Origin of the sequence: Rufibacter tibetensis, assembly GCF_001310085.1 — a bacterium.
In the GTDB taxonomy this organism is placed as follows: Bacteria; Bacteroidota; Bacteroidia; order Cytophagales; family Hymenobacteraceae; genus Nibribacter; species Nibribacter tibetensis.
Genome location: NZ_CP012643.1, coordinates 3,275,900 through 3,298,612, shown reverse-complemented (window position 1 = coordinate 3,298,612; position 22,713 = coordinate 3,275,900). Strand labels below are relative to the sequence as shown.

The window sequence follows — 22,713 nt, the reverse complement described above, 5'->3', positions numbered from 1 at the left end:
CTCAAAATGGCTTCTATACGCAGGTAAATGTGCCATAAAAAACCGCCACCCTCTGGAAAGAAGGTGGCGGTAGTCAATTAATATATAGAAAGGCTTAGGTAGTGGTTAACACACCCACCCGTTGGCCATTTTCATTAAGTAGTAAACCGTCAGTACTTACGAAGAGGTTGCTAAAGTAGCGGCTCTCTAACACGTAAGGGAAGTTGCGGTTGTTTGTTTTTTCTAGCTTACCAATTACTTCCATACCTCTCTCGGTTTCACGCACCACGTTCAACGAAGTGGTCACGTACATACGCTCCTGAGGCAAGCTCTGCAACTTCACCTGGCGCAGAATGCTTTGCGATGGCATTCTTCTGGCCGAAGAAGAGGAAGTACGTCTGCTGCTGTTAGCTACTGCCTGCTCTGTAGCAATGGAACGGTTAATACCAGCCACTGTACGGTTAGGGGTTCCGGCTTTTGCACTGGCCAGGATTTGATCCTGCGCATTTCTCCAGCCCTTGCTGATTGCCGCTAACCTTGAGGTTCTACCCGGGTGCGTGTACGAATCTTCGTCATCGGCTAAAGCTTTGATAGCGGCCTGGGCTTCGCTTAAGCTGGCACCCATCTTACGCAACACAAAACCAGAGAACTCATCGGCCTCCAATTCATCTCGCTGGTTACTGCCTCCTTTAGAAAGGGTATGCCCGTTCAGGTGGTGGCCAATCTCGTGAGCCAGAATACTCACCCCAGCCCAGTCTGTTCTGAGGGCGTTATTCAGCGTGTTCACGAAGTTTTCATTGTAGAGGATGTACCGCTGGCCATTCATGATGACTGCCGCCGCGTTTGGCACGTTGGCCGCCCGCACCTCAAACCGAGGCTTCAACCCCACTACGTCAATAATTTCAGTGATAATATCTCTAGCTCCTAGTTTGGCAGACGCTGCATATGTGGTTGCAGCTCCTCCCTTCACCTCGGCCACAGCGGGTGTGGCAACCGAAGCACCGGTCATCACTAAACCGGTAAGTATTGATAAAAGAACCTTTTTCATATGCCTTTTCATAGTCAATTTATAACAGAAGAACACGCCTATTGATTCAACGCTGACACTATCAAATCATTGCATACCCTTCTTATAGCAAGTTTTCTGCCAGTTTTTCCAAAATCAGAGTTAAACCGCCCCTATGAAAGAGGGTGTACAAAATATTTTTTTAGTTCCTAGAAAAGCACAAAAAAACCCTTAGCGCATATACGCCAAGGGCTTTACTAATGGAAGTTAGAAGTTGTTTTCCTGGTTTGAGTCACCATCATTGGTGTCGCGCTCATCCAGTGAGTTTCCGCCACCTGTTTTCTCGGTACCCATGAAGTTCTCATCTTGTTTGCTTGAATCATACCCGGTCATGGAGCGACGATAGCTGTCATTGTCACTGACGTCCTGGCGCTGGTGCTCTGACTGTTTGCCTTGTTCCATGTTGTTTGCCGAGTTGTTGTTTTCTTCGGGTCCGGGGTTGTTTACTTTATCTGGCATAATTGTTTGCTTTAGTCGTACATCTGGTTCGCCCCTACTCTTCGTCGGGCTCCTATAGCTTTACTATACCCGCAGCAAAAAGTTCTTTCAAACAGAGAGTAATAGAACCAAGGAGTAAGCCCATGACATAATAACAGCCTGCGCACAAAGGTGTTGACATATTTTCTAAACAATTGTTCTGCGTTCAATCACATCAAGCAGGTGCAACAGCTTCTGGGCAGTATCATCTACCTTTTGAAGCTCTTTCAAGGCCTGCTCCTGCTTGCCTTGTTGGTATTCCTGCAGTAGCCTATGGGCAATGGCATGCATGTCATTGTGTATCCTCTCCAAGTCTTTCACTTCTGGCATGTGCCCAATGCGGGGCATGGCTACTTCATAAATCCACTTTCCAAGAGAGCACCCGGTGGTAGAGACTACCGGCGCGGGGTCTATGTCTGCTCCGTAAAGCAGGGCTCTTAGCTTTGATTTAAACAAAACGTGTTTAATGCGTGCCTGCTCAAAATCAAGCCTGCCTATACTTTCACAAAAGTCATTCTGCTCTTTGGTATTCATTTCTTCATGCAGGTTTATACCACACCATCTTAAACTGAAAAGATACCTTGCTGGCCCTGTTTACTGATTTAGACAAGTAAACAGGACTAGCAAGTACTAAGAGGAAAATTTTCCTAAACTTGATAGCTCAGGAGTTAGAGTATCTAGAATTATCAGCCTTCATCACGACCTTTCACCTGAGCAGGCGGCGAAGTAGCTTCTACGGCGGTGAATTCCTCCAGAATACGGTAGGTGTGCGAGGCCCCTTTAGGCACCACATATGAGTTGCCGGGCTCCAGTATCACCGTCTGCCCTTCTACATGCAACTCGGCACGTCCGGAGATCACATAACCTACGGTTTCGTACTCGCGGCGTACTTCAGGCTTGGTGTCGTCGGGCTGTTCTTTTTCCCAGAGGCGCATGGAAACTGTTTTTCCAGAGGCCAGGTACTTTTCTCCGTCTTCTCCTTTTGGAGAAAAAGCACCGTCAATTTTAGTTACAGTGGTATCGCTCATAATGGTTTGGGTTAAATGAACTAAGGTGTACGGGATATTCTGAGACAAAGGCTTTTAGGAAGAAAACTAAGTAAAAAAATTAACCTCAATTATCAGCCCATCTTCCTTTAACCCTTTTACATTTCATTGTTCTCCTGAGCCGCTTTTTGATTAGGAGCATTCAAAACCGATTGTGTAAGCTCTGTCTCGCTTTCATACCCACGCACGGCTTTTGATCCTATTCCGCCCGGGCCCGGCAAAAACATGTTCACGTAGCCCATCAGATCAGCAGTGGTGCCGGGGAAAAGCCCATGCAGGGTACTGATGAACTTGGCGTTCAGCCCCAATGTCGCTTCTGCTTTCCCATACCGGCAGGCGTCCATAATTTTCTGGGCGGCAACATTGGCCGCGAGCGAAATCATGGGATTGGCATCCATCAAGGCAAAGGCGGTGTATTCTTTCTGGTTTTGCCCCTTCACAAAGGCATTGCGGGCGCTGCCAGTACGCATAAGGCCCGGGTTGATGGTGGTCACATAAATTCCGTCTTTCAGCAGTTCAGACCGGAAACCTTCAGACATGCCCACCAACGCAAACTTGCTGCCACTATACGGCACCAGATGCGGTACACTCACTTTTCCACCAACAGAGGCAATGTTGACAATACGTCCTTCGCCCCGGGCTTTCATTTCCGGGATCACTTCCAGCATGGTGTAGAGCGAAGCGAAATAGTGGATGTCCATGGCGGCTCTAAAATCCTCTACCCGCATTTCCTCTAAAGGCCCGGCGGCAATAATGCCCGCATTGTTGATGAGTACTTCTATTGGTCCCAGCTTTTCCTTAATCTCTGAGATCATGGCTCTTACCTGCGCCCGGTCAGTCACGTCACAGTTGAAAGCCAAAACCGTAGCCCCACCGGCCTGCAGTTCTTCGCGGGCGGTATCTAGCTGGTGCTGAGTGCGGGAACAGATCGCTATCTTTGCTCCTTGCTCGGCAAACATCCTGGCTAACACTAAACCCAGCCCCCGGCTTCCTCCCGTAATCAGGACCGTACGGTCTGTGAAGGAGAACTCACGTTTTCGTTTGGTGAAGGCCCGTAAGGCCACTAATGCACTTAAACCAGCCCCAGCCAGCAAGAGGGAGTTTCTTCTTTTCTTTTCCATAGTTTTATTTTTTCAGTTTTTTGAGGGAAGCGGGCACATCAATGCCTTTGCCCAACACGGGCAGAAAGGGGTCACCTAATTCTTTCACGCGCTGCGGCACGTTCTGTATAGTAAACTGCGAAGGGTGCAATCCGGTTTTTACTTCTTTCCACAAAAGAGGGGTAGAAACTGGGGCACCTGCCCGGGGCCGCACACAATAGGGTGCAGCTACAGTTTGGGCAATGGCATTCTGCAGGAAATCTATGTAGATCTGGTTCCGGCGCTCTTTAGGGCTACGCTCTAAGCTGGTGAGGTCTGGCAATTGCTCATGCACCCGTTGGGCCAACGCAAAAGCCAGTTCCTTCACCTGCTCAAACGGCCACTTAGCACCCAGTGGAACATACAGGTGCATGCCCGTGGCGCCTGAGGTCTTGACATACACCGGTATCTCCAGTTCATCCAGCACTTGTTTGGCTACCAAGGCGGTTTCCACTACTTCATCATAGGTATTCTCGCCGGGGTCTAGGTCCAGCACCAGGTAAGTAGGCTTGTGCAGGTTTTGCAGGGTTGAGTTCCAGGGGTTGAGTTGAATGCACCCCAGGTTGTTCAAGTACGCTAAGGTGGCTTTGTTTTGGCAGACAATGTAGTCTACATCTTTGCCCGTAGATTCTGCTTTGATGGAGGTGGTCTGCACCCAATCTGGCGCTTGGTCTCCGGCATCCTTCTGGAAGAACCCGGGTTTAGAAATACCATTGGGGTGGCGCAGCAGAGACTCAGGACGATCTTGCAGGTAAGGCAGAATGACATCTGCCATGCTTTGGTAGTAGAGCACCAGGTCTTTCTTGGTGATGTCTTCCTCGGGCCAATACTGTTTCTCCGGGTGTGAAATCTGGACTTGGTGCCCGTCCAGTTCAAGCGTCAGGGTGTCTTCTGCCATATGCTATTTTAAAGCTTCTTGTTCAAGGTGACTGCCTATCAGGTGGTTGAAGCCTTTGCCTTGTCCCGTCTTTTTACGGAAGTTTCCTTTTTTAGCTAAGTATTCCTGGCTGGTATTTCTCAGGTGCTTTTGACAAAATGGCTCTAAAACAAGAAGGCCTGCCTCTTAACAGAGACAGGCCTTCTTGTTTCCTGAAATGATGTTCCTAATTAGTTCTAGCTCCTCTGCCAGCTACGTCTGGATCATTGTTCTGGTCTTTGCCGCCTTTGTTAGGCGAGTATTTCTCATCATCCGGGTCTCCCCCGTGCCCTGCGTGTCCGCTGCTGCGGCCACCACCAGTCCCGTCGTTACCGTTGTGGTTTCCTTTGAAGCCGCTGTGGCTATCGCTTAGGCCACCGGCGTGAGTACCGTAACCGGTATCCTTGTCACTTTCGGCGTCATGTTTGGCTTGTTTGTTGTCTCCGGTTGGGTGTTTGCCCAGTTCCAAGTCTTTTTCACCGTATCCTCCGCCACGACGGCCCTGGATGTCTCCGCCACCGTTTATATCAACATGTGGGGTGCCATAGTCTTCTTTGCCGTTGAAGTCAACAAAATTGCCATCAGCGTCATAGTTAGCCGTATTACCGCCCTCGGCCTTGGTGCCGTAATTATGGTCTGCAAATACACCTTCTCCGTTATTTCCGTCCTGGCTGTTGTTGGAGCCAGAACCTTCTTGCTGAGGCGTGCCTTGGTTTTTATTTTGATCTTCCATAGTATGGTCAGGTTAATAGGTTAATACACTAAACTTGTGAGTCTGTTTACGGGAGTAAGCCGGGAGAGTTAAAGTACCACTGATATTAGAACCGCTTTCCCGCTGAAGATTCAACTTCAGGAAGACTTCTTGCCGTTCTTCTGTTCTTTCAGCTTTGGCAGCAGATTGGCTTTAGCCCACTCAATGGCCAGAATGGTTTTCCCGTCTGTAATAGGCTGTTTCACCAATTGTTCCGGGGTAAGTTCAAGCGTGGTAATGTCTTCGTTTTCATCGTCTTTGCCCCCACCTTCACCCGTTTTCTCACTTACTTCGGCGTAAAACAAGAACATTTGCTCTGAGAAAGCACCCGGTGACGGGAAGTATTCATACAAGAGTTGCAGGTGATCTACGGCATAGCCGATCTCCTCTTCTATTTCGCGCCGGATGGCAGCCTCTGGCTTTTCGTCAGCGCTGTCCAGCATGCCGGCCACTGCTTCTACCATCTCCTGCTCCACGGCTGGCCTGAACTGCTTAGCCAAAATGAACTTCTGCTTCTTGGTGTCATAGACCAGCGCCGCCGCCGCCCTACCGGTCTGGAAGACCTCGCGTTCAAATTCTTTTCCTTTGTCTTCTACCGTAAAAACCTGTAGCCGGTAATAGCCCTGGTAGGCAGTCTCTTTTTTGGTTATTTTCATAAAACTAGGTGCAAAAGGGATGGTTGTAGGGAAAATGCTTTCAACCCTGTGGTACGGAAGTAGTTTCCCGTGGTTTACTACCTCTATGGCTCTCCAAAATAAATACTGGGCTATGCTGGTTATTCTGCAGCCCCTTACGTAATTAGGAGCCTAATCAACCCTCTAAAATGAAAAAGATATTCTCTCTTTGGGTGTTTCTGCTGGTGGTTTCAGCAGGCAGTGCCATGGCACAAACTCAGAGCAGCCATTACAAAGCCGCCGAAACTCTGCTCTTAACCATGGGCAGCCCCAAAACCATTGACGACAACCTTCAACAGATGCTGACCATGCAAATGGAACAGGTTCCGGCCATGAAAGCGGCCGAGGTGGAAGTGCGGTCCTTCTTTTCCAAGTACATGAACTGGGATGCCGTGAAAGGCGACCTTATCAAATTATACATGGATGAATTCACTGAGAAAGAACTGAAAGAACTGAATGCATTTTACCTTACCCCAGTGGGCAAGAAAATGGCCCAGAAACAGTCTGTCATCACTATGAAAAGTGCACAGATTGGCCAGGCCAAAGTAGAGCCGCACATGATGGAACTGCAGCAAGCCATTCAGAATAAAATGCAAGGCGATAATTAAATCCCCATCAACCACAGTGTTAAGTAAAACAGGCGGGCTCCTCACTAAAAGAGGAGCCCGCCTGTTTTATGCCCCTTTCCTGAAAACAGACTCTAAAATCTGCTTTCTCCCCCGCCTTTCTTAAATGCTATTCCCTTAAGATAAAAGAAGTTACACCTTGTAGCTACCCAACTAAGAAGGAGGCAAATTTTATAAGTAAATACTGAGCATCATGAAACTAAAAGAGGAGGAATAGCCTTCAAAAAACATCTTCTACTCTTTTGACTCTTAAGTTCTTATGCGCCTGTTCCTGCTCATAGTAGCGTTGCTTTGCCTTTTCAGAGCATCTGTAGTTGCCGACTCTTTTAACTCAACTCCTCTCCAAGAACCAAAAGACACTACCTTCACCCTCTATCAACCCAAACCCTCATGGGTGAAGCAGCACCGAAGATTCCTGCTTAAATCCTCCACTGCCCTGGTGGTGACGGGTATGTTTATCCATTCTTATAACCGTTTAGACAGGCACATTCAGTACCTGGCGCAGCAGAGCAGGACCTCGGCCTCTAACAATGCAGCCAAGGTGCTGGACCCCATGGGCACTGCCCTGCCCATACAAGCTACTTTTGCGACCATGTTCACAGTGGGTGCTTTGGCTAAACGCCCCAAAATGAAAGAGGCGGCCATTGTGGGGTTAGGTAGCTTTTACCTGAATGCCCTGGCCACTGACAAATTGAAGAAAACTTTTCAAAGGCATCGGCCTAGCAGCACAAATGACAGCCACTTGTTTGAAGGCCCAAATGGTGATGGCCAAAACACTTCCTTTCCCTCCTCGCATACCTCTAACGCCTTTGCCGCGGCTACCGCCATTGCCTCTGTGTACCAAGACAACCACTGGGTGCCTCAGGCGGCCTACGGCTTAGCCACGTTGGTGGGTTTGTCCCGCATCAATGACAACAAACACTGGGCTTCTGATGTCCTGGCTGGGGCTGCCCTGGGTTACCTTACCGGCAAAGCCACCTACTGGGGGTATCACAGGGTAAAGAAGGCCATCAATAAAAGAAGCTGGGTTGTCTCTCCGGCATGGCATAACGGCGGAGCTGGCTTGAATGCCTCCCTACGGTTTTGATGGTTTTATTCTCTTTGAGGTAAAGATCTGCTATCAACCAGGCACCTGGTTTCTCAAAAGAAAGCGGCGTCTCAAAACCATTCCAGAGGCAACGGAGTTACTCTCTAAGCCGATGCAAGGCGAAACTGCCACCACCGTGAAGTTTTGCTCACCTTTCTGATTACGATTCACGATAGAGAGGCTACATCACCACTTTAAACCCAACCTCGTTTATGAATAAGCTTTCTTTTGCTTTTGCTTTCCTGTTAACCTTTATGGCAGTATCGGCTCAGGCCCAACAAATCAAAACCCAGGTGGTAGAATATAAAGAAGGAACCACCACCTTAGAGGGTTACCTTGCTTATGACGCCTCTAAGAAAGGCAAACTTCCGGCAGTACTGGTGGTGCACGAGTGGAACGGCATTAGTGATTACACCCGGAAACGGTGTGAACAGTTGGCCAAAATGGGCTACGTAGCCTTTGCAGCTGATATCTACGGCAAAGGTGTGAGACCTAAAACCCCACAGGAATCTGCCGCTGAAGCCGGCAAATACAAAAACAACGTGCCTTTGCTACGCCAGCGCGTCAATGCGGCCTTAGCCCAGGTCAAAAAACAACCCAACGTAGATGCCTCCAGAGTGGCAGCCATTGGGTACTGCTTTGGCGGCACCACCGTGCTGGAATTGGCCCGGAGCGGCGCCGATGTAGCCGGTGTGGTAAGTTTCCACGGAGGCTTGGCTACTCCCTCTCCAGCCGATGCCAAGAACATCAAAGCCAAAGTGTTAGTGGCCCACGGCGCCATTGATCCCTTCGTACCCAAAGCCGAGGTAGATGCTTTCTTCAAAGAAATGAACGATGCTAACGTGGATTACCAATTCATTGCCTACAGCAACGCTGTCCATTCTTTCACCAATCCTGAAGCTGGGTCAGACATCAAAAAAGGAGCTGCTTACAATGCAGCGGCTGACCGCAGGTCCTGGGAAGCTATGAAGCAGTTTTTCGGGGAGATTTTCAAAAAGTAAGCTCAAAGCAATTTACCTCTAATAAACGCCTTTGCTGGAATACTTCCGGCAAAGGCGTTTTTGTTTTAAGTACTTTCTACTTTGTTCTGCAGTTGAGAAAGAAAACCATACCTTTCGCTTCTATCTTAGAAGCACTTACAGAACTAAGCCCTGTTTCTTCTGGGTACTTCTGTCCGCCACATCAACCATCTCGGTCTTATGCCGTAAGGTAAGGGCTTTCTAAGGTCTTCTCTGCAGAGCAGCCCTTAGAGATAGATTATCGCTTGTTACCTATGTTCTCAACCAATCGTCTAAAACCTTCCCTTTTTGTCTGTTTGCTAGTGGTGCTGTTGGCAGGCCTCACGTTTTCTGCGTGTAAAAAGAAAGATCCGCACGCAGATGACACAGTGGTCTTCAAACCGCAGCCTATCTCCCCGGAGGACACCATCAAATACCCTAATGCCCTGATCACCGCCCTTAACCGCAAAAACAAGTGGGTAGATTCAGTGTTCAGGCGCATGACACCAGATGAGCGCATCACGCAACTCATGATGATTGAGGTGTTCTCTAACCAAGGAGCCCAGCACGAGGAGGACGTACGGTTACTCATCAGGCGGTACAAAGTAGGTGGACTGATTTTCTTCCAGGGTGGGCCCATACGGCAGGCTAAAATGACAAACCGGTTACAGGCCGCCTCTAAGATTCCTCTCTGGATTGGCATGGACGCCGAGAATGGTATTGGCATGCGCATGGACAGCGCCATGCAATACCCATTGCCCATGTTGCTGGGCGCCATCAACAATGACAGTCTCATTTACCAGATGGGCGTAGAAATGGGGCATGAATTCACCCGCATGGGCATGCACGTAAATTTCGCCCCGGTGGTAGACGTGAACAACAACCCCAAGAACCCTATCATCAGTTACCGGTCTTTCGGGGAAAATAAAGACGATGTAAGCTCTAAAAGTCTGGCCCAGATGATGGGCATGCAGGACAACGGCATTATTGCCGTGGCCAAGCACTTTCCTGGTCATGGTGATACCGAAGTTGACTCTCACCTGGATCTGCCCGTAATTCCCTATGGCCGTAACCGGCTTGATTCTTTAGAACTGCACCCCTTTCGGCATCTTATTCAAAGCGGGGTGGGCGGTGTGATGGTGGGTCACATTCATTTACCTAAATTAGACTCTACCGCCAACTTACCAGCCACTCTGTCCAAACCCATTGTGACCGGCATTTTGAAAAAAGAATTCCGGTACGCGGGGCTTATCTTCACAGACGCTATGGTCATGAAAGGTGTGACCAAATACTTCGCTCCCGGCGAGGCCGAAGTCATGGCTTTAGAGGCCGGTAACGATGTGCTGGAGCGTTTAGTGAACGTACCCAAAGCATTGGCCGCTATCAAAGCCGCGATCAGGCAGGGCAGGCTTAGCCAGAAAGAGATAGACCGTCGGTGCAAAAAGGTGTTGGCCGCTAAATACTGGTTAGGCCTGAACAAGTACAAACCCATTGAAATAGACAGTCTGTACAAAGACCTGCATGCCCCGCACGCGCACGTAATGCTGCGCAATCTGGCCGAAGGCTCGCTTACCCTGCTCCAGAACAAACGGAAACTAATTCCGCTGGAAGAAAAGAAGCGCCGGAAAGTGGCAAGTCTGGCATTAGGCGGCAATAGAAGCACTTTTTTCCAACAGAAAATTAAGGCCTCTCTCACCACCACAGATTTCTTTTTGCCTCGCAAAACCAATAAAAAAGATCTAGAAAAACTCCGGAAGGAATTACTGAAGTATGACTTGCTGTTGATCAGTATCTATGGCCCCAGCATCAGGCCCAGCAATAACCTGGGTTTTACTCCCGAGGAAAGAGCATTGGTAAACGAACTCATCCGGAAGAAAAGATGCGTGGTGGTGTTGTTTGACAATGCTTATACCCTCAACCGGTTTGAAAACATTCACGAGGCCAGTGCACTGTTGGTGGGGTACCAGCAATTACCCGCGGTACAGGCCGCTGCCGCCAAATTGCTGATAGGCGAGTTGACACCTCAAGGCAAATTACCTGTTACCGTGAATTCCCATTTTAAGTACGGTGATGGGCTATAATCCTGCGTTTGTTTTAGGTCTGGTTTTCTAAAATACGGCCTAAACAGCCCGCACCTTCTTCTGGAAAACCTGCGCTTCTTTTGCTATCTTGGGAAGATGAAGACATGTCTCTCCTTCTTAACTTTCTTTCTATTAATTACTTTATTACCAGGGTTTGCCCCTGCTTTCTCGCAAACTCCAAAAGCCACCTCCCCGGCTAACCGGGTGATCATTGGCATTGAGCGGTTGGTAACGCCAGAGTTTCTTCCTTTCATACAGAACCGCCGGGTAGCCATCCTGACCAACCATACGGGCATTATGCCAGACAAGGGCCATATTGTGGATTTGCTGCACGCCCGCTCAGACGTAAAGGTGGTCAAATTGTTCAGTCCCGAACACGGTATACGGGGCGAGGCAGACACGCACGTGGCCAACGAGGTAGACAAGAAAACCGGATTGAAAGTAATATCGCTGTACGGGAACGTCCGTAAGCCCACGCCTGAAATGCTGAAGGACGTGGACGTGCTGATTTTCGATATCCAGGATGTAGGAGCCCGCTACTATACATACATCGCCACCATGACTGCCGTGATGGAAGCCGCCGCGGAAAACAAGAAACTGATGATTGTGCTGGACCGGCCTAACCCCATTACCGGCCTGTATGTGGACGGCGGCGTAGGCAGAAACGCCAAAGCACCGGTTACCAGCCCCAACTTCCTGCCTATCACCCATGGCATGACGGTAGGCGAATTGGCCAAGATGTTCAACGGAGAACGTGCCGCCAAAAAGCTACCGCAAGCCGAGTTGATGGTGGTGCCCATGCGCCACTACATCCGAAGCCAGTGGTTTGACCAGACCGGTTTGCCCTGGATCAAGCCTTCGCCCAACATGATCAATCTCACCACCGCTACCCTCTACCCCGCCATGTGTGTTCTGGAAGGCACCAATGTCTCAGAAGGTAGAGGCACTATGCAGCCCTTTGAGTTTATTGGCGCGCCCTGGATAGACGGGGAGAAACTGGCCAAACAACTGAACAGCTACAAATTGGCTGGCATCACCTTCAAACCCGCCTCCTTCAAACCCGACAGCGTGGTAGACGGCATCCGGATTTATCCGCCCAAGTTCGTGGGGCAAACCTGCTACGGAGCGCAGGCGGTGGTAACCGATAGAAACAAGTTTGAATCTGCCAAAGCCACGGTGTACATCATGCATGCTTTGAAAACGCTCTACCCTGCCCAACTGGAATGGAAGAACAGCCGCCTGGATGGCCTTTGGAAAACCGATGTCACCCGTAAGCAGCTCCAGGCTGGTGCCGCCCCTCAGGATATTATTAAAACCTGGGCGGAGGAACTTGCTTACTTTAAAACTGTTAGAGCAAAATACCTGCTCTATAAATAGTAGCCAGACACCATTTTTTCAGTTGCATGATTTATCGGTTTTTAAGTCGCCTCTTTACTTTTTTTCTTATTTGCCTTTTTGGCGCCTGTCAGTCTTCTTCCCCCTCCAGCAGGGCAGGGTCAACTCCCCTGCAGAAACCCTCTCAAACGTACGCTACCCAGCACGTGATTCTGGTGGTGATTGACGGAGTGCGGTACTCAGACTCTTGGGGGGACTCCACGTTCTCTAATATTCCCAACATGGCCCGTTATTTAGCGCCCCAAGGTGTATTCAATCCGCAGTTTTACAACCAAGGCGTTACCTTGACCAACCCCGGGCATGTGGCGCTCACCACTGGGTATCACCAAAAAATAAAGAACAATGGCGATGAGCTGCCCAGATTTCCGTCTGTCTTTCATTATTACCGCCAGCATACGGGCGCCCCTGCTACGGATGCCTGGGTAGTTACCAGTAAAGACAAACTTGAGGTTCTGGCCCGCACATACAGTTCAGACTCCGCCGCTGCCTTTGCGCCATCGGTCAACAGCGGGATCAAGGGCTTAGGCACTGGCTACCGTGATGACACTACTACCATTAGAGTAGCCAAACAGGTATTAAGCCGGCACCAACCAAAACTGATGCTCATTAACCTGCGCGAACCAGATTCTGAAGCCCATGCCGGTAACTGGAACGGCTACCTCAAAGCCATCAGGCAAAGCGATCGTTTAGTGGCCGATTTGTGGAAATGGCTCCAAAAACAACCGCAGTACCAGAACAACACCACCCTCCTCATCACCAACGACCACGGCCGACATACAGGCAAGAACTTTGAGAGCCACGGCGATAATTGTGAGGGCTGCCGGCACATCAGCCTTTTAGCGCTGGGGCCTGATCTAAAGCGCGGAAAAACAGTTACTCAGCCCCGCTCTCAGGCAGATGTGGCCGCTACCATTGCTGAATTGCTCGGTTTCCCTATTCCAAAGCGAGACGGTGAACCCATGACGGAGCTGTTTCAGGAGCACGTTCACTTAGGAGAATAAATAAAGCGATTAGGGCCTGTTTTCTGGAAAACAGGCCCTAATCGCTTTATTCAAGAGATGACTACAAGAAGTTTTCTTACGGCTTCAAAGCCTGACTTCTTTCTTTGGCTTCTATGGCATGCCTGGCTTGCATCAGGCGGGTAATGGCCGTCACGTTGGTAAAAATAGCCAACACGGTAATGGGAATGGTGAAGACAGACATGGTCTCAAACACGTGGAACGGAATGCCGGGAATGTAGAGTTTGTAATCGGCCCCAATCAAAGAGGCGGTAAGGCCACAGAACATTCCGGCCAAAGCAATCAGTACCACACGTTCGGGCCGCTGGAAGAACCCCCCCTTGCATTCTACCCCCAGTCCTTCCGCGCGGGCGCGGGTGTAACTCACCATCATGGAACCGATCATGGCAATGAACGCAAACAACGAGCTCAGAAAGTAATGGTGGGCCATGAGGTAGTAGCAGATGCCCAGAAACATGATCAGCTCACTGTACCGGTCCAGCACTGAGTCAAACAGAGCTCCGAAGGTAGATCCCATGTTGCCCATGCGGGCCACCTGCCCATCCAGCATGTCAAACAGACCAGCCATCATGATCAGGAATCCGGCCCAGCCCACGTAAGACAGATCGTTTCGGTTCTCGTCTTCGCCCCCTACCACAAAGATGACGGCTACGCCTACGTTCATGATAAACCCGGTGGTGGTGACCGCATTGGGCGTAAAGCCCAGTTTGATCAACAGCCGCACAAACGGGTTCACGATCTTGTAGATACCCTGCTGCAGGAAAACTTTCCAGGCCTTCTCGCCGGGAGCTTTCGCTTTCACGGTAGTGGTCAGGGCAATTCTTTCTCTTGCTTCCATGTGCTATCTATCTGAGGGGTAGAGAAAATAGTTTATTTAAACACAAAGCTCTTCTGCATGACGTAATTGTAGCCAATGCCCACTACAATAGACGTGATCACTTTTGAGATGATATAGCTGATACCACTGTAATGGGTAATCAGGAAGATACCTACCGCATTCAACACCAGGCTTCCGTTCCAGATGAGGAAGTAGCGGATGGCTTGTGCTTTTACATTAGGGTTCTCTGAATGGAAAACCCAGGTTCTACCCAACGCAAAATGGGTAATGCCCCCTGAGACAGTTCCAATCAGGTTTGCCATCACATACCATAACCCGAAGAACTCCACGGCCAATACGGTGACCACGAAATCAACTACTGTGGCGCCCACAGAGGCCGTTTGTGCCTTTAGAAAAGTGAGCATCTAAAATTGTGTAAAGTACATGATTACTTGAAGCAGGAGGTTGGCGCAAATACCGGCCAGCACGTCATCTAACATGACGCCCCAACCACCTCTCACCTGCTCGGCCCTCCTGATGCCCAGCGGTTTGAGTATATCAAAAAAACGGAACAACACCAGGCCAGCTAGTACATGAGGAAGGGTCAATGGTATCGCCACCAAAGCAAGGCACATGCCTGCTACCTCATCAATAACTACCTTTTTGTCGTCTTTCCCCCACAAAGGCTCTACCTGGTCTGCCGACCAAATGCCCACTACTGTCAACAGCAGCGCGCAAATAAGTTGGGCAGGCAAGCTCATTTCCCCGCCAGCCTGCAGCAGGTACCAAAGAAGGCAGGTGGCTATGGCAGCAACCGTTCCGCCTCCTTTGCCTACGTACCCAATGCCCAGGCCGGAGGAAATGAGTTTATGTACTTCTATCACTGAGGCCCTACAAGGTGTCTACCAGGTCCTGGTAATAGTCCAGGCCCAGGTGCGTGATCAGGTCTTCGCCCATCATGTGGCGCAGGGTATTCTGCATTTTCATGAGTTGTTTGAAGATATCGTGCTCTGGTGGCAAGCCCTCGGCAGTTTGCGGTGATTTGTAATAGAAAGACAACCATTCCTGAATTCCACTCATGCCGGCGCGTTGCGCCAGATCAGTGAACAGGGCCAGGTCTAACACTAACGGCGCGGCCAGAATAGAGTCACGGCACAGGAAGTTGATTTTGATCTGCATCTGGTAGCCCAGCCACCCGAAGATGTCAATGTTGTCCCAGCTTTCTTTGTTGTCACCGTGCGGAGGGTAGTAGTTGATGCGTACCTTGTGGTACATGTCCCCATACAGTTCTGGGTTAGCCTCTGGCTTGAAGATTTCGTCCAGCACGCTCAATTTGGAAACTTCTTTGGTCTTGAAGTTTTCCGGGTGATCCAGTACGTAGCCGTCACGGTTACCCAGAATATTGGAAGAGAACCAACCTTTCACACCCAAGGCTCTGGCATGCAGACCCGGGGCAAGAATGGTTTTCATCAAGGTCTGGCCCGTTTTAAAGTCTTTACCCGAGATGGCGATGTCGTTCTCTTTGGCCAGCTCTACAATGGCCGGAATATCAACCGTTAAGTTAGGAGCTCCATTGGCGAAAGGAACGCCCATTTTCACGGCAGCATACGCGTACACCATGCTGGGTGCTATTTGTGGATCATTGTCACGTAAGCCTTGTTCAAATGCCTCAATGGTTTGGTGTACCTCAGACTCCTCAATATAAATCTCCGTAGAACCGCACCATACCATCACCAAACGGTCACAGCCATTGGCTTCCTTGAAGTTCCGGATGTCTTCCATCAGGGCTTCGGCCAACTCCATTTTGTCTGCGCCTTCCTTGACGTTTGTTCCCTCCAGGTTACGGGCATAGGCCTGGTCAAATACCGCTTTCATGGGCACTATGGCTTCCAACTCGGGCTTTACGGCGTGCAGCAGCATAGGCTCTAGAACTTTAGCGTTAACCGCGGCTTCAAACACATTGTCGGCGTACACGTCCCAGCCCCCGAAGACAATATCCTCCAGTCCGGCCAAGGGCACAAAGTCCTTGATAAGCGGGAAACGACCTTCAGTCCGCTTGCCCAACCTGATGCGGCCCATTTGGGTGAGTGACCCTACCGGGCTGGCCAGTCCTTTCTTGACCGCCTCTACCCCGGCTATAAACGTGGTGGCCACTGCCCCTAACCCCGGGATCAAAATTCCTAACTTCCCCTCCGCCCCTTTCACTTCGTAGTCCATATGTATAGTGTTTTAACTTGATGAATAGGTACGCTTAGTATACCCGTAAACTTTATGGTTAATTTATCTAATTTCTTTCCAACCTCAATTCAGTATTTTTCCTATAACTTACTGCATTAATACTACATACCAAATCTAATATATAGAAAGTTTTTGTATCTATTTGGTTTTGTAGCTTTTATGAAAAAACAAGCACAAAAAGAAATTGTAAGAGATCGGAGGCAGCACCACCCTAAAGTGGCAGGTAAGAGCCTAAGCCTGCAGCCTATACGAATATTTTTAAAATAGGTAGACTCAAGTACCCATAAGTGGCACAATACGATATCTGCTTTGGTGGCTTCATTCCATATTTGGTTTTAAAAGGACACCATTCCGCATACAAAATGCCTCAGGTAAGTATTTATTCCTTATAAACACTTGAAAATCAGTATAAACTCTATCAGCCAACCTCCTTCAGGTGCGTATAAAAAGATACGTTTACGTTTTTACAAAGGAGGTTTTTATGCGGATTATACCAACCAGTGTCCACGGAATGATGGACTATCTCATTGCCATTCTATTGATTGCATCGCCCTGGGTGTTTGGCTTCTACAGAGGCGGAATTGAAAGCTACCTTCCCATAGGGATTGGAGCCGTGATTCTGGTTCAGGCGCTCATGACTAAAAATGAAACCGGAGCTATGAAGGTGATTCCCATGCCGGCACACATCATCAGTGACCTGGCCATCGGCTTTCTGCTGGCTTTGTCTCCCTGGCTGTTCTTCTTCCATGACTACATCTGGGAACCTCACTTCATTGTAGGTCTCTTGATTGTGGGACAAGCCGTTATGACGCGCATGACCCCAGCCATGGAAGCTTCAAGATCCAGGTAATTTCCTGAGCTATTGAAAAGCGAGCGGCTCCTTTGTGATGACACAAAGGAGCCGCTCGCTTTTTACCTTTTCCAGAAAACAGCCATTAAACCTACTCCTCAGTTTTCTATTAAAAACATAAACAAGCTTTACAGCACAATGCCCTTGGACATATCTTTTGAAGCCGGAAAGTTCTTGTCGCCCCAGTGTTCTTTGAGGTTGGTTTCTATGCCCAAAGACATGGAAGTGAGCGGCACGTCTTCCAAGCGGTTTTCAAACGGGTCTTCCATGCGCTCGCCCACTAAGTCAAGGCAAAGGAATACAAAGGAAATGATGACCGATACAGGCATACTGGCCCACCCAATTTCTTCCACAAACACAAATGGAAGCAGAGAGGCATGGATGAACACAAACACCCTGGAAAAGAAACTGTACTGCCGCGGGAAAGGCGTGTTCTTGATTCGTTCGCTGCGGCCCTGAACGTTGTTGAACTCCACCAGCGTCTGCTCTAATTGAACAAACCTGTAATCGGAAAGCCAGCCCCGGTCATAGGCCCTTCTCAGGTCATCGCCTTGCAGGTTGAGCAGGTAATTGGGCGGGTTGTTTTTCTGGCAGAAAATCTTGTACTCATTGGGCGACAGGAAAGCCATCGTGTCTGAGTACTCGTTGGTTTCTTCGTAGATTTCTTCCTGCCGGGTTTCATTGTATTGCTTAGGCTTGCGCAGGAAAACCCGAAGCCCATGCACAAAGGCCATATGCCGGTACACCAACCGCTCCTGCAGTTCTTTCACCATTTGCGCCTCATGCGACTCCTCTGGAATGATCATGGTCACCACCTGCCTTGACCAGGCGCGGCTGCTGTTCACCAACTGGCCCCAGATCTGGCGTGCTTCCCACCAGCGTTCATAGGCGTTGCTGTTCTTGAAACCCAGGAAAATAGCCAGAGCCGTGCTTAAAGCCGTGATGGTGCTGAAAGGCAAGTGTAACTTAAGTACTTCAAAATGATCATGCAGGAGGAACACCGCAATGGCGAGCAGCGTGTAATACAGCATGCTCTTCCAGGTATAATGTGCAATGACACTCCACTTCAGATTCCGTCGAACCAACATATACTAAATGATTATTGAAGCAGAAACAGCTTAGTACTTATCTTGTTTCCTTAAGTTTCACCAGCAGAATATTGCCGGGATCTTTTTTCCCCTCATTGGAGATATACATCTCTCCCCGCTTGGGCTAAACGTAATTCCTTCTGGTTTGTAGAAAGCAGCATCACTTAATTTGTACCGGGTCTTGATGCTGCCGTTTGGTTTGAGGATAAAGAGCTGCGGGTTAGAAGCTTCCATGAGGTAAATGTCGACGGTCACCGGACAGATGGCGATTTCTGACGGCTATCACACTTTACTCAGGCTTTTTGCGGTGCCCTGCGGAAGCAGTGGGTCTTTCAGATTCAGCTTGAATACCGGGTCCGCCAATAATTTTTTAGATGCCAGATCAAACCCGTAAACACCTTTGTAAGCCGGTTCACCCGGTTCCTCACCTTTAATAGCCAGCTGCAGGCGCTAGTTTTTGGCATCATAACCCAGCCCTTTCACTTTATGTTCAGCCTTTAAGGGCATCTCATATTCTTTTACCTCATTCGTTAGAGCGTTGATGCTGGTCACTTCAAAAATTTTCCCGTCGCTGTGCACAAAGCAAGCGGTGTTGCCCACCAGGGAAATACCTTTGTAATCACCGGTCGCCCCGAAGGTAACCTGCTGTTCTATCTGCTACTTTTGGGAGTTGGTGAAAGGCCCCTAAATTTTATTTTCTGTTTAGGGTTGCTTTTGCAAAAAAAATGGCTCAAATCAGAACCGGGTCACTTTGCCTTTGTTTTCCCAGTGGCTGGCTTTCAGGGTCACCCCATCGGCCTCAAACTTGAGGCGCCGCACAAAGCGTTCACCGTTGATGCTGCCGTCTGGCTTGCGCTTGCCAATGAATAAGGTAATGGCGTGGCCCTGCCCATCCGTGATGAATGTGATGTCATTGCCTGCGAACACATCATCTATGCGGCTGTCTGGGGCGAACGGTTTGCTTAGTTTGGCTTCGAGCTTGGGGCTTAAGGGCATGGCGATTGGGTTAGGTGGTGGTGTACGATTGAAGGATGGAAAGCGCCTCAGTTTCATCGGCTTCCACTATTTCATCTATCACTGATTGGATTTCGTTGTCTGACCATTTTGCCTGCTCAGCGGCTTTCACAAATACGCCTAAGGCCACAAAGCGGCCACCTTCCAGGGGAAGGATTGTTTTTACTTTCTTACGGATGTTCATGCAGAGAAAAATGTGATTTAGGCCTATTTTACGGAAAACAGACGTAAATCGCCAAGGCTGCCTTTATTTTCCTGGGCCCACCGCACGGCAGAGTCCAGCTCCTGGAAGTACTCCAACTCAGCGTGGAACCTGGGCCTTATGGTAGCAATCATGCTACTCACCGCCATCTGGTTGAAAATATCATCTGAGACCACAAAGGCTAACCGTTTCACGCCCAGCAACTGGAACTGCGGAAACCACGTGGAAAGGGTCCATTCCTGATCGGCCTGCCGAATCACCTTCATGTGTTTCATGTTCATGACCCAGCTCTGGATGCCTTCTTTCCTAGAGTCCTGAATAGCTTCCATTAACCCGTCGCGGTATACTTCACTAGGCACAAAGCCATTCCAGTGCAGCACCAGAGAATGGTGCAACCGGTCGGTTTCCAGGTGTAAGTATGGTTCAGGTTCTTCCATTTCTTTGTTTTTGTTAGGCGTTGCTACCTGAAACTGGTTTACACCAGCTAGACAGCCCATTTTCCTAGCCTCCTAACCTATGTTTAAACAGGATTCTGCAAGGCGGGGTTTTGAACACATCAAATAAAGTAATTGTACTATACTCCTTTCCTGTATTTTCCTGCTCCTATTATACGGACTTCTACTGATTTGACTTGGTCCAGGGTTTCAGCTTGATTTACTTAACGCAGGAAATAATCTTTACCTTGTTCACTGTGATAAATTTTACCTTCTGGTTACCTTATACCAGTTTACCAAACGGGCTTAGTATTTTAGCAGAGGCTTTTACCAAGGCAAATCGAACAGAAATTGGTTTATCTGCCCTGGTTTTCCATAGATATAAGTCCGGAACGCATTACAAGAGATGTCTACGGCGGTGGCTATTACGGAATACCAGCGGTTTACACTTGTCTGTCAAACTGGCCAATACTGATCTTGAACTAGCCATTCCGCAGTGGAATTACTTTATGGCGGTTTCCGGCTATCCCTATAAAGACCGGGGCATTCTGCCAGACTACCCTATTACGTACACCGCAGAAGATCTGATCCAGAAACGGGATGTAGACCTGGAGTTCACCATGGACCTGATCAAGCCCAAGAAGGCTTCTTCAACGCAGGCAAAGTAGAGGCTTTGTTTGCAGTGAGAATCTTTCAAAGAGGATAATCACTTAAATCAGGTAATCACTTCAAATGTCCTCCATCTGGTTTATCATTCACCAAACGGAGATTCTCCCCTTGAGGGGAGTTAGAGGGGTGTTTACATCTGCCGATCCAGGCATTGCTGATCATTCTTTGCTCTTATGAGTAGATGTTTATGTACTTAGCTCCTGAAGACGCACTCTCCTGTGTAAAACCCCTCTTTACCTCCCCTCAAGGGGAGAACCTGCGACTTTCTGCGATGATTCTGCTTCAGACCATTCTTTTGCTAAAAAGCACCAAAACAAAAAAGGCCAGTGCAAACCACTCGCCTTTTCTTATTCAAGGTTAAAGCGGATTAGAACCTGGTATTGGCAGGCATGGAAACCACCAGACGCAAGCTTTCATTTCTTGGATCATAGGCTAAGCCTTTTTTCGCAAACTCTTTCATAGTGGGTGCGCTTTTGGCCCGGTAATAAGATTGACAGGCTCCCAGGAATAAATCGCCCATCATTCGCTCGGTGAAGTCTCCTTTGTCTTTCTTGTAGAGGGCTTCCAGGGAAAGCAGCAACTTCTTTCCTTCGGTCCGGCTGTCGGCATTGAACGCGTTCTGAATGGCTCTGGCGTATGCTAACATAGAATTATGATGGTAGTTCGGATCGGATTGCAGGAAGGGAAAGCTTTTCTGGTAGTTTTCCAGCGTTTTGGAAAGATCGCCCGAGAAACGGTTCCGGTTCAGTTGCTCATAGATCACTGATTTCAGCATGCCTGTTAACTCAGTGCTAGCAGGATTGAAGCCGTACGCTTTGGTGAAATAGGCCATGGCCTGCTCGTAATGGTTATTTAATGCCTTCACCCTGCCGTTGTGAAAATTATAGACGTACGCGATATCTTTATAAGAGACGCTATCACGGGCCGAGCTTTTGAAAGCTGCATAAACCTTGTTATAGAAGATAGTATCAGGCTTATCTAATAAGTGCTTTTGGGTTAATACCTTGAAATCATTGGTGAATTCATCGCGGTAGGCGTCGCCTGGTTGCATGGCGTAGAAACTGGTCAACAAGTCTACCTGTTCCATTTTATCGTAGTTCAGCCCTTCCATTTGCAACGCCAAGGCTGAAGTAAGCAGGTAGCGGGTTTCGTGCGATGGGTGCAACCGGTACGCTTTTTGAAACGCTTTTCCAGATTTCTCATACGCCTGATCTTCATACTGCTTTAAACCCTCATTGTAATACTGCAAGGAAACCAACTGTTGGAAATTGATGGATTTATCGGCTTTGAAGTTTTCGTTGAAAACCGCATCCACCCCTTTAGTGCGCACCTCTTCTTCGCTCACCAGTTTGCCTTTCTGTAGATATTCTACATAGCTTTTCTTGAACTTAGGATCTGGGACAAAGTAACCGCCTAGAGGATTGGTGGTTTCCATCATGATCTTGCTTCCTTTGGGGTCGGCAACCAGGTAGACGTGGGTAGGCAGCTGCTTTACCTCATAGTCAATACCATAATGCTCCAGCACCAGCGCATACAAGGCAGTAGCACTCACACAGTTGTACGTCCCCGTTTTCATGATCTGGTCAAAGGATGCGACCTCCTCGTATTTTTTCAGGAACTGCCTGTGCGCCACATCAAAAATGAGTTTCACCTGCTTAGGCAAAGCCTTTTCCCTGATTTTGCTTAGCTCTAAAGCTGCGTAAAGCCGCTGCATGGATTGCCCTGCTGATTCAAGTTCCTTATCAGTAACGAAGGGATTAACTGCCAGTAATAGTGCAAGCTTGTTTTGCTCTCCTTTATCTAAGGCCTTAAAATACTTTTCCTCAAAACCCGAGGAGTAAGAAATGTTCTTGATGCGTAAAGTATCTTTTTGCGCCTGGGCATACAAGGAAAAGAACACCAGCAGCAAGAGGAGTAAAGGTTTTTGCATAAGCTGAAATAATGAATTTATACTTTATAAAAATAAGAATAAATTTAAAAAAATCACTAATGTATACACAAAAAATTTAACTATTCACAGACCACCCTAATTCAGTTAATCCTATAAAAGCATTCAATTAGAATGAATCCTCTTCAACAAACATAACCACTAGCCTCTAAAAATTTAACTATAAATAACAACCCTCCCTTTAGCACGTGTCATCACA

26 protein-coding genes are annotated in these 22,713 nt (G+C 48.6%); 8 read left to right on the top strand and 18 right to left on the bottom strand.

What is annotated here, in order from left to right; genetic code table 11:
* Positions 1 to 94: 94 nt before the first annotated feature.
* From DC20_RS13530 to DC20_RS13495, 8 genes are all read right to left on the bottom strand, one after another.
* Positions 95 to 1,027 (bottom strand): M48 family metalloprotease, encoded by a 933-nt coding sequence (locus tag DC20_RS13530; RefSeq protein ID WP_062544323.1) that lies wholly within the window; start codon positions 1,025 to 1,027, stop codon positions 95 to 97.
* A 225-nt stretch (positions 1,028 to 1,252) separates the two neighbouring features.
* Positions 1,253 to 1,504, bottom strand: coding sequence for a hypothetical protein (locus DC20_RS13525; protein ID WP_062544322.1), 252 nt, complete (start codon positions 1,502 to 1,504; stop codon positions 1,253 to 1,255).
* A gap of 165 nt (positions 1,505 to 1,669) precedes the next feature.
* Positions 1,670 to 2,056 carry a CZB domain-containing protein gene (locus DC20_RS13520; protein WP_062544321.1) on the bottom strand — a complete coding sequence of 129 codons (387 nt, stop codon included), beginning with the start codon at positions 2,054 to 2,056 and terminating at the stop codon, positions 1,670 to 1,672.
* Between the two features lie 152 nt (positions 2,057 to 2,208).
* Positions 2,209 to 2,550, bottom strand: coding sequence for a cupin domain-containing protein (locus DC20_RS13515; protein WP_062544320.1), 342 nt, complete (start codon positions 2,548 to 2,550; stop codon positions 2,209 to 2,211).
* Between the two features lie 116 nt (positions 2,551 to 2,666).
* A complete protein-coding gene (locus DC20_RS13510; protein WP_062544319.1) occupies positions 2,667 to 3,689 on the bottom strand; it encodes an SDR family NAD(P)-dependent oxidoreductase in 1,023 nt (340 codons plus the stop codon).
* 4 nt (positions 3,690 to 3,693) lie between these two features.
* Positions 3,694 to 4,605 carry a non-homologous end-joining DNA ligase gene (gene ligD, locus DC20_RS13505; protein ID WP_062544318.1) on the bottom strand — a complete coding sequence of 304 codons (912 nt, stop codon included), beginning with the start codon at positions 4,603 to 4,605 and terminating at the stop codon, positions 3,694 to 3,696.
* Positions 4,606 to 4,810: 205 nt separating this feature from the next.
* Positions 4,811 to 5,356, bottom strand: coding sequence for a hypothetical protein (locus tag DC20_RS13500; protein ID WP_062544317.1), 546 nt, complete (start codon positions 5,354 to 5,356; stop codon positions 4,811 to 4,813).
* A gap of 116 nt (positions 5,357 to 5,472) precedes the next feature.
* On the bottom strand, positions 5,473 to 6,030 hold the full coding sequence (locus tag DC20_RS13495) for an NUDIX domain-containing protein (protein WP_062544316.1): 558 nt from the start codon (positions 6,028 to 6,030) through the stop codon (positions 5,473 to 5,475).
* Between the two features lie 167 nt (positions 6,031 to 6,197).
* Here DC20_RS13495 and DC20_RS13490 point away from each other — a divergent pair, with 167 nt between their 5' ends.
* The 6 genes from DC20_RS13490 to DC20_RS13460 all read left to right on the top strand — a co-directional run bounded on the left by DC20_RS13490 (position 6,198) and on the right by DC20_RS13460 (position 13,236).
* Positions 6,198 to 6,656 carry a DUF2059 domain-containing protein gene (locus DC20_RS13490; protein WP_062544315.1) on the top strand — a complete coding sequence of 153 codons (459 nt, stop codon included), beginning with the start codon at positions 6,198 to 6,200 and terminating at the stop codon, positions 6,654 to 6,656.
* A gap of 277 nt (positions 6,657 to 6,933) precedes the next feature.
* Positions 6,934 to 7,761, top strand: coding sequence for a phosphatase PAP2 family protein (locus DC20_RS13485; RefSeq protein ID WP_062544314.1), 828 nt, complete (start codon positions 6,934 to 6,936; stop codon positions 7,759 to 7,761).
* A 212-nt stretch (positions 7,762 to 7,973) separates the two neighbouring features.
* Positions 7,974 to 8,762 carry a dienelactone hydrolase family protein gene (locus DC20_RS13475; protein ID WP_062544312.1) on the top strand — a complete coding sequence of 263 codons (789 nt, stop codon included), beginning with the start codon at positions 7,974 to 7,976 and terminating at the stop codon, positions 8,760 to 8,762.
* Positions 8,763 to 9,034: 272 nt separating this feature from the next.
* Positions 9,035 to 10,840, top strand: coding sequence for a glycoside hydrolase family 3 protein (locus tag DC20_RS13470; protein ID WP_071885460.1), 1,806 nt, complete (start codon positions 9,035 to 9,037; stop codon positions 10,838 to 10,840).
* A 96-nt stretch (positions 10,841 to 10,936) separates the two neighbouring features.
* The gene (locus DC20_RS13465; protein WP_062544310.1) at positions 10,937 to 12,217 is read left to right on the top strand and encodes an exo-beta-N-acetylmuramidase NamZ family protein; all 1,281 of its coding nucleotides are present in this window, start codon (positions 10,937 to 10,939) and stop codon (positions 12,215 to 12,217) included.
* A gap of 26 nt (positions 12,218 to 12,243) precedes the next feature.
* Positions 12,244 to 13,236: an alkaline phosphatase family protein gene (locus DC20_RS13460; protein ID WP_062544309.1), complete on the top strand. Its 993-nt coding sequence runs from the start codon at positions 12,244 to 12,246 to the stop codon at positions 13,234 to 13,236.
* A 76-nt stretch (positions 13,237 to 13,312) separates the two neighbouring features.
* On the opposite strand, the gene DC20_RS13455 is transcribed toward DC20_RS13460, so the two are convergent.
* Genes DC20_RS13455 through DC20_RS13440 form a run of 4 tightly spaced genes read right to left on the bottom strand, consistent with a single transcriptional unit; the run spans position 13,313 to position 16,288 of the window.
* Positions 13,313 to 14,092, bottom strand: a complete 780-nt coding sequence (locus tag DC20_RS13455; RefSeq protein WP_062544308.1) for a CDP-alcohol phosphatidyltransferase family protein — start codon at positions 14,090 to 14,092, stop codon at positions 13,313 to 13,315.
* A 32-nt stretch (positions 14,093 to 14,124) separates the two neighbouring features.
* Positions 14,125 to 14,496 (bottom strand): GtrA family protein, encoded by a 372-nt coding sequence (locus DC20_RS13450; protein ID WP_062544307.1) that lies wholly within the window; start codon positions 14,494 to 14,496, stop codon positions 14,125 to 14,127.
* Positions 14,497 to 14,955 carry a phosphatidylglycerophosphatase A family protein gene (locus DC20_RS13445; RefSeq protein WP_062544306.1) on the bottom strand — a complete coding sequence of 153 codons (459 nt, stop codon included), beginning with the start codon at positions 14,953 to 14,955 and terminating at the stop codon, positions 14,497 to 14,499.
* Positions 14,956 to 14,962: 7 nt separating this feature from the next.
* Positions 14,963 to 16,288 carry an inositol-3-phosphate synthase gene (locus DC20_RS13440; protein ID WP_062544305.1) on the bottom strand — a complete coding sequence of 442 codons (1,326 nt, stop codon included), beginning with the start codon at positions 16,286 to 16,288 and terminating at the stop codon, positions 14,963 to 14,965.
* Positions 16,289 to 16,820: 532 nt separating this feature from the next.
* On the opposite strand from DC20_RS13440, the gene DC20_RS13435 reads away from it, so the two are divergent.
* Positions 16,821 to 17,159 carry an SPW repeat domain-containing protein gene (locus tag DC20_RS13435; RefSeq protein ID WP_083470324.1) on the top strand — a complete coding sequence of 113 codons (339 nt, stop codon included), beginning with the start codon at positions 16,821 to 16,823 and terminating at the stop codon, positions 17,157 to 17,159.
* A 128-nt stretch (positions 17,160 to 17,287) separates the two neighbouring features.
* Here the strand turns inward: DC20_RS13435 and DC20_RS13430 are convergent, their stop codons facing one another.
* The 5 genes from DC20_RS13430 to DC20_RS13415 form a co-directional block, all read right to left on the bottom strand.
* On the bottom strand, positions 17,288 to 18,247 hold the full coding sequence (locus DC20_RS13430; protein WP_062544303.1) for a bestrophin family protein: 960 nt from the start codon (positions 18,245 to 18,247) through the stop codon (positions 17,288 to 17,290).
* A gap of 450 nt (positions 18,248 to 18,697) precedes the next feature.
* Positions 18,698 to 18,847, bottom strand: coding sequence for a hypothetical protein (locus DC20_RS23085; protein WP_169788182.1), 150 nt, complete (start codon positions 18,845 to 18,847; stop codon positions 18,698 to 18,700).
* A gap of 135 nt (positions 18,848 to 18,982) precedes the next feature.
* Positions 18,983 to 19,243, bottom strand: coding sequence for a hypothetical protein (locus DC20_RS13425; protein WP_062544302.1), 261 nt, complete (start codon positions 19,241 to 19,243; stop codon positions 18,983 to 18,985).
* Between the two features lie 10 nt (positions 19,244 to 19,253).
* Positions 19,254 to 19,445, bottom strand: a complete 192-nt coding sequence (locus DC20_RS13420) for a hypothetical protein (protein ID WP_062544301.1) — start codon at positions 19,443 to 19,445, stop codon at positions 19,254 to 19,256.
* Positions 19,446 to 19,468: 23 nt separating this feature from the next.
* Complete coding sequence (locus DC20_RS13415; protein ID WP_157593161.1) at positions 19,469 to 19,900, bottom strand: hypothetical protein; 432 nt, start codon at positions 19,898 to 19,900, stop codon at positions 19,469 to 19,471.
* A gap of 446 nt (positions 19,901 to 20,346) precedes the next feature.
* Between DC20_RS13415 and DC20_RS13410 the strand changes: the two genes are divergently transcribed.
* A complete protein-coding gene (locus DC20_RS13410) occupies positions 20,347 to 20,565 on the top strand; it encodes a hypothetical protein (protein WP_062544299.1) in 219 nt (72 codons plus the stop codon).
* A 368-nt stretch (positions 20,566 to 20,933) separates the two neighbouring features.
* Here the strand turns inward: DC20_RS13410 and DC20_RS13405 are convergent, their stop codons facing one another.
* Positions 20,934 to 22,496 carry a hypothetical protein gene (locus tag DC20_RS13405; RefSeq protein ID WP_062544298.1) on the bottom strand — a complete coding sequence of 521 codons (1,563 nt, stop codon included), beginning with the start codon at positions 22,494 to 22,496 and terminating at the stop codon, positions 20,934 to 20,936.
* Between the last annotated feature and the right edge of the window lie 217 nt (positions 22,497 to 22,713).

Excerpts from the sequence above, each read along its gene's own strand:
- DC20_RS13530 (WP_062544323.1), bottom strand. The coding sequence starts at position 1,027 with ATGAAAAAGGTTCTTTTATCAATACTTACCGGTTTAGTGATGACCGGT.
- DC20_RS13525 (WP_062544322.1), bottom strand. The coding sequence starts at position 1,504 with ATGCCAGATAAAGTAAACAACCCCGGACCCGAAGAAAACAACAACTCG.
- DC20_RS13520 (WP_062544321.1), bottom strand. The coding sequence starts at position 2,056 with ATGAATACCAAAGAGCAGAATGACTTTTGTGAAAGTATAGGCAGGCTT.
- DC20_RS13515 (WP_062544320.1), bottom strand. The coding sequence starts at position 2,550 with ATGAGCGATACCACTGTAACTAAAATTGACGGTGCTTTTTCTCCAAAA.
- DC20_RS13510 (WP_062544319.1), bottom strand. The coding sequence starts at position 3,689 with ATGGAAAAGAAAAGAAGAAACTCCCTCTTGCTGGCTGGGGCTGGTTTA.
- ligD (WP_062544318.1), bottom strand. The coding sequence starts at position 4,605 with ATGGCAGAAGACACCCTGACGCTTGAACTGGACGGGCACCAAGTCCAG.
- DC20_RS13500 (WP_062544317.1), bottom strand. The coding sequence starts at position 5,356 with ATGGAAGATCAAAATAAAAACCAAGGCACGCCTCAGCAAGAAGGTTCT.
- DC20_RS13495 (WP_062544316.1), bottom strand. The coding sequence starts at position 6,030 with ATGAAAATAACCAAAAAAGAGACTGCCTACCAGGGCTATTACCGGCTA.
- DC20_RS13490 (WP_062544315.1), top strand. The coding sequence starts at position 6,198 with ATGAAAAAGATATTCTCTCTTTGGGTGTTTCTGCTGGTGGTTTCAGCA.
- DC20_RS13485 (WP_062544314.1), top strand. The coding sequence starts at position 6,934 with ATGCGCCTGTTCCTGCTCATAGTAGCGTTGCTTTGCCTTTTCAGAGCA.
- DC20_RS13475 (WP_062544312.1), top strand. The coding sequence starts at position 7,974 with ATGAATAAGCTTTCTTTTGCTTTTGCTTTCCTGTTAACCTTTATGGCA.
- DC20_RS13470 (WP_071885460.1), top strand. The coding sequence starts at position 9,035 with ATGTTCTCAACCAATCGTCTAAAACCTTCCCTTTTTGTCTGTTTGCTA.
- DC20_RS13465 (WP_062544310.1), top strand. The coding sequence starts at position 10,937 with ATGAAGACATGTCTCTCCTTCTTAACTTTCTTTCTATTAATTACTTTA.
- DC20_RS13460 (WP_062544309.1), top strand. The coding sequence starts at position 12,244 with ATGATTTATCGGTTTTTAAGTCGCCTCTTTACTTTTTTTCTTATTTGC.
- DC20_RS13455 (WP_062544308.1), bottom strand. The coding sequence starts at position 14,092 with ATGGAAGCAAGAGAAAGAATTGCCCTGACCACTACCGTGAAAGCGAAA.
- DC20_RS13450 (WP_062544307.1), bottom strand. The coding sequence starts at position 14,496 with ATGCTCACTTTTCTAAAGGCACAAACGGCCTCTGTGGGCGCCACAGTA.
- DC20_RS13440 (WP_062544305.1), bottom strand. The coding sequence starts at position 16,288 with ATGGACTACGAAGTGAAAGGGGCGGAGGGGAAGTTAGGAATTTTGATC.
- DC20_RS13435 (WP_083470324.1), top strand. The coding sequence starts at position 16,821 with ATGATGGACTATCTCATTGCCATTCTATTGATTGCATCGCCCTGGGTG.
- DC20_RS13430 (WP_062544303.1), bottom strand. The coding sequence starts at position 18,247 with ATGTTGGTTCGACGGAATCTGAAGTGGAGTGTCATTGCACATTATACC.
- DC20_RS13425 (WP_062544302.1), bottom strand. The coding sequence starts at position 19,243 with ATGCCCTTAAGCCCCAAGCTCGAAGCCAAACTAAGCAAACCGTTCGCC.
- DC20_RS13420 (WP_062544301.1), bottom strand. The coding sequence starts at position 19,445 with ATGAACATCCGTAAGAAAGTAAAAACAATCCTTCCCCTGGAAGGTGGC.
- DC20_RS13415 (WP_157593161.1), bottom strand. The coding sequence starts at position 19,900 with ATGGAAGAACCTGAACCATACTTACACCTGGAAACCGACCGGTTGCAC.
- DC20_RS13405 (WP_062544298.1), bottom strand. The coding sequence starts at position 22,496 with ATGCAAAAACCTTTACTCCTCTTGCTGCTGGTGTTCTTTTCCTTGTAT.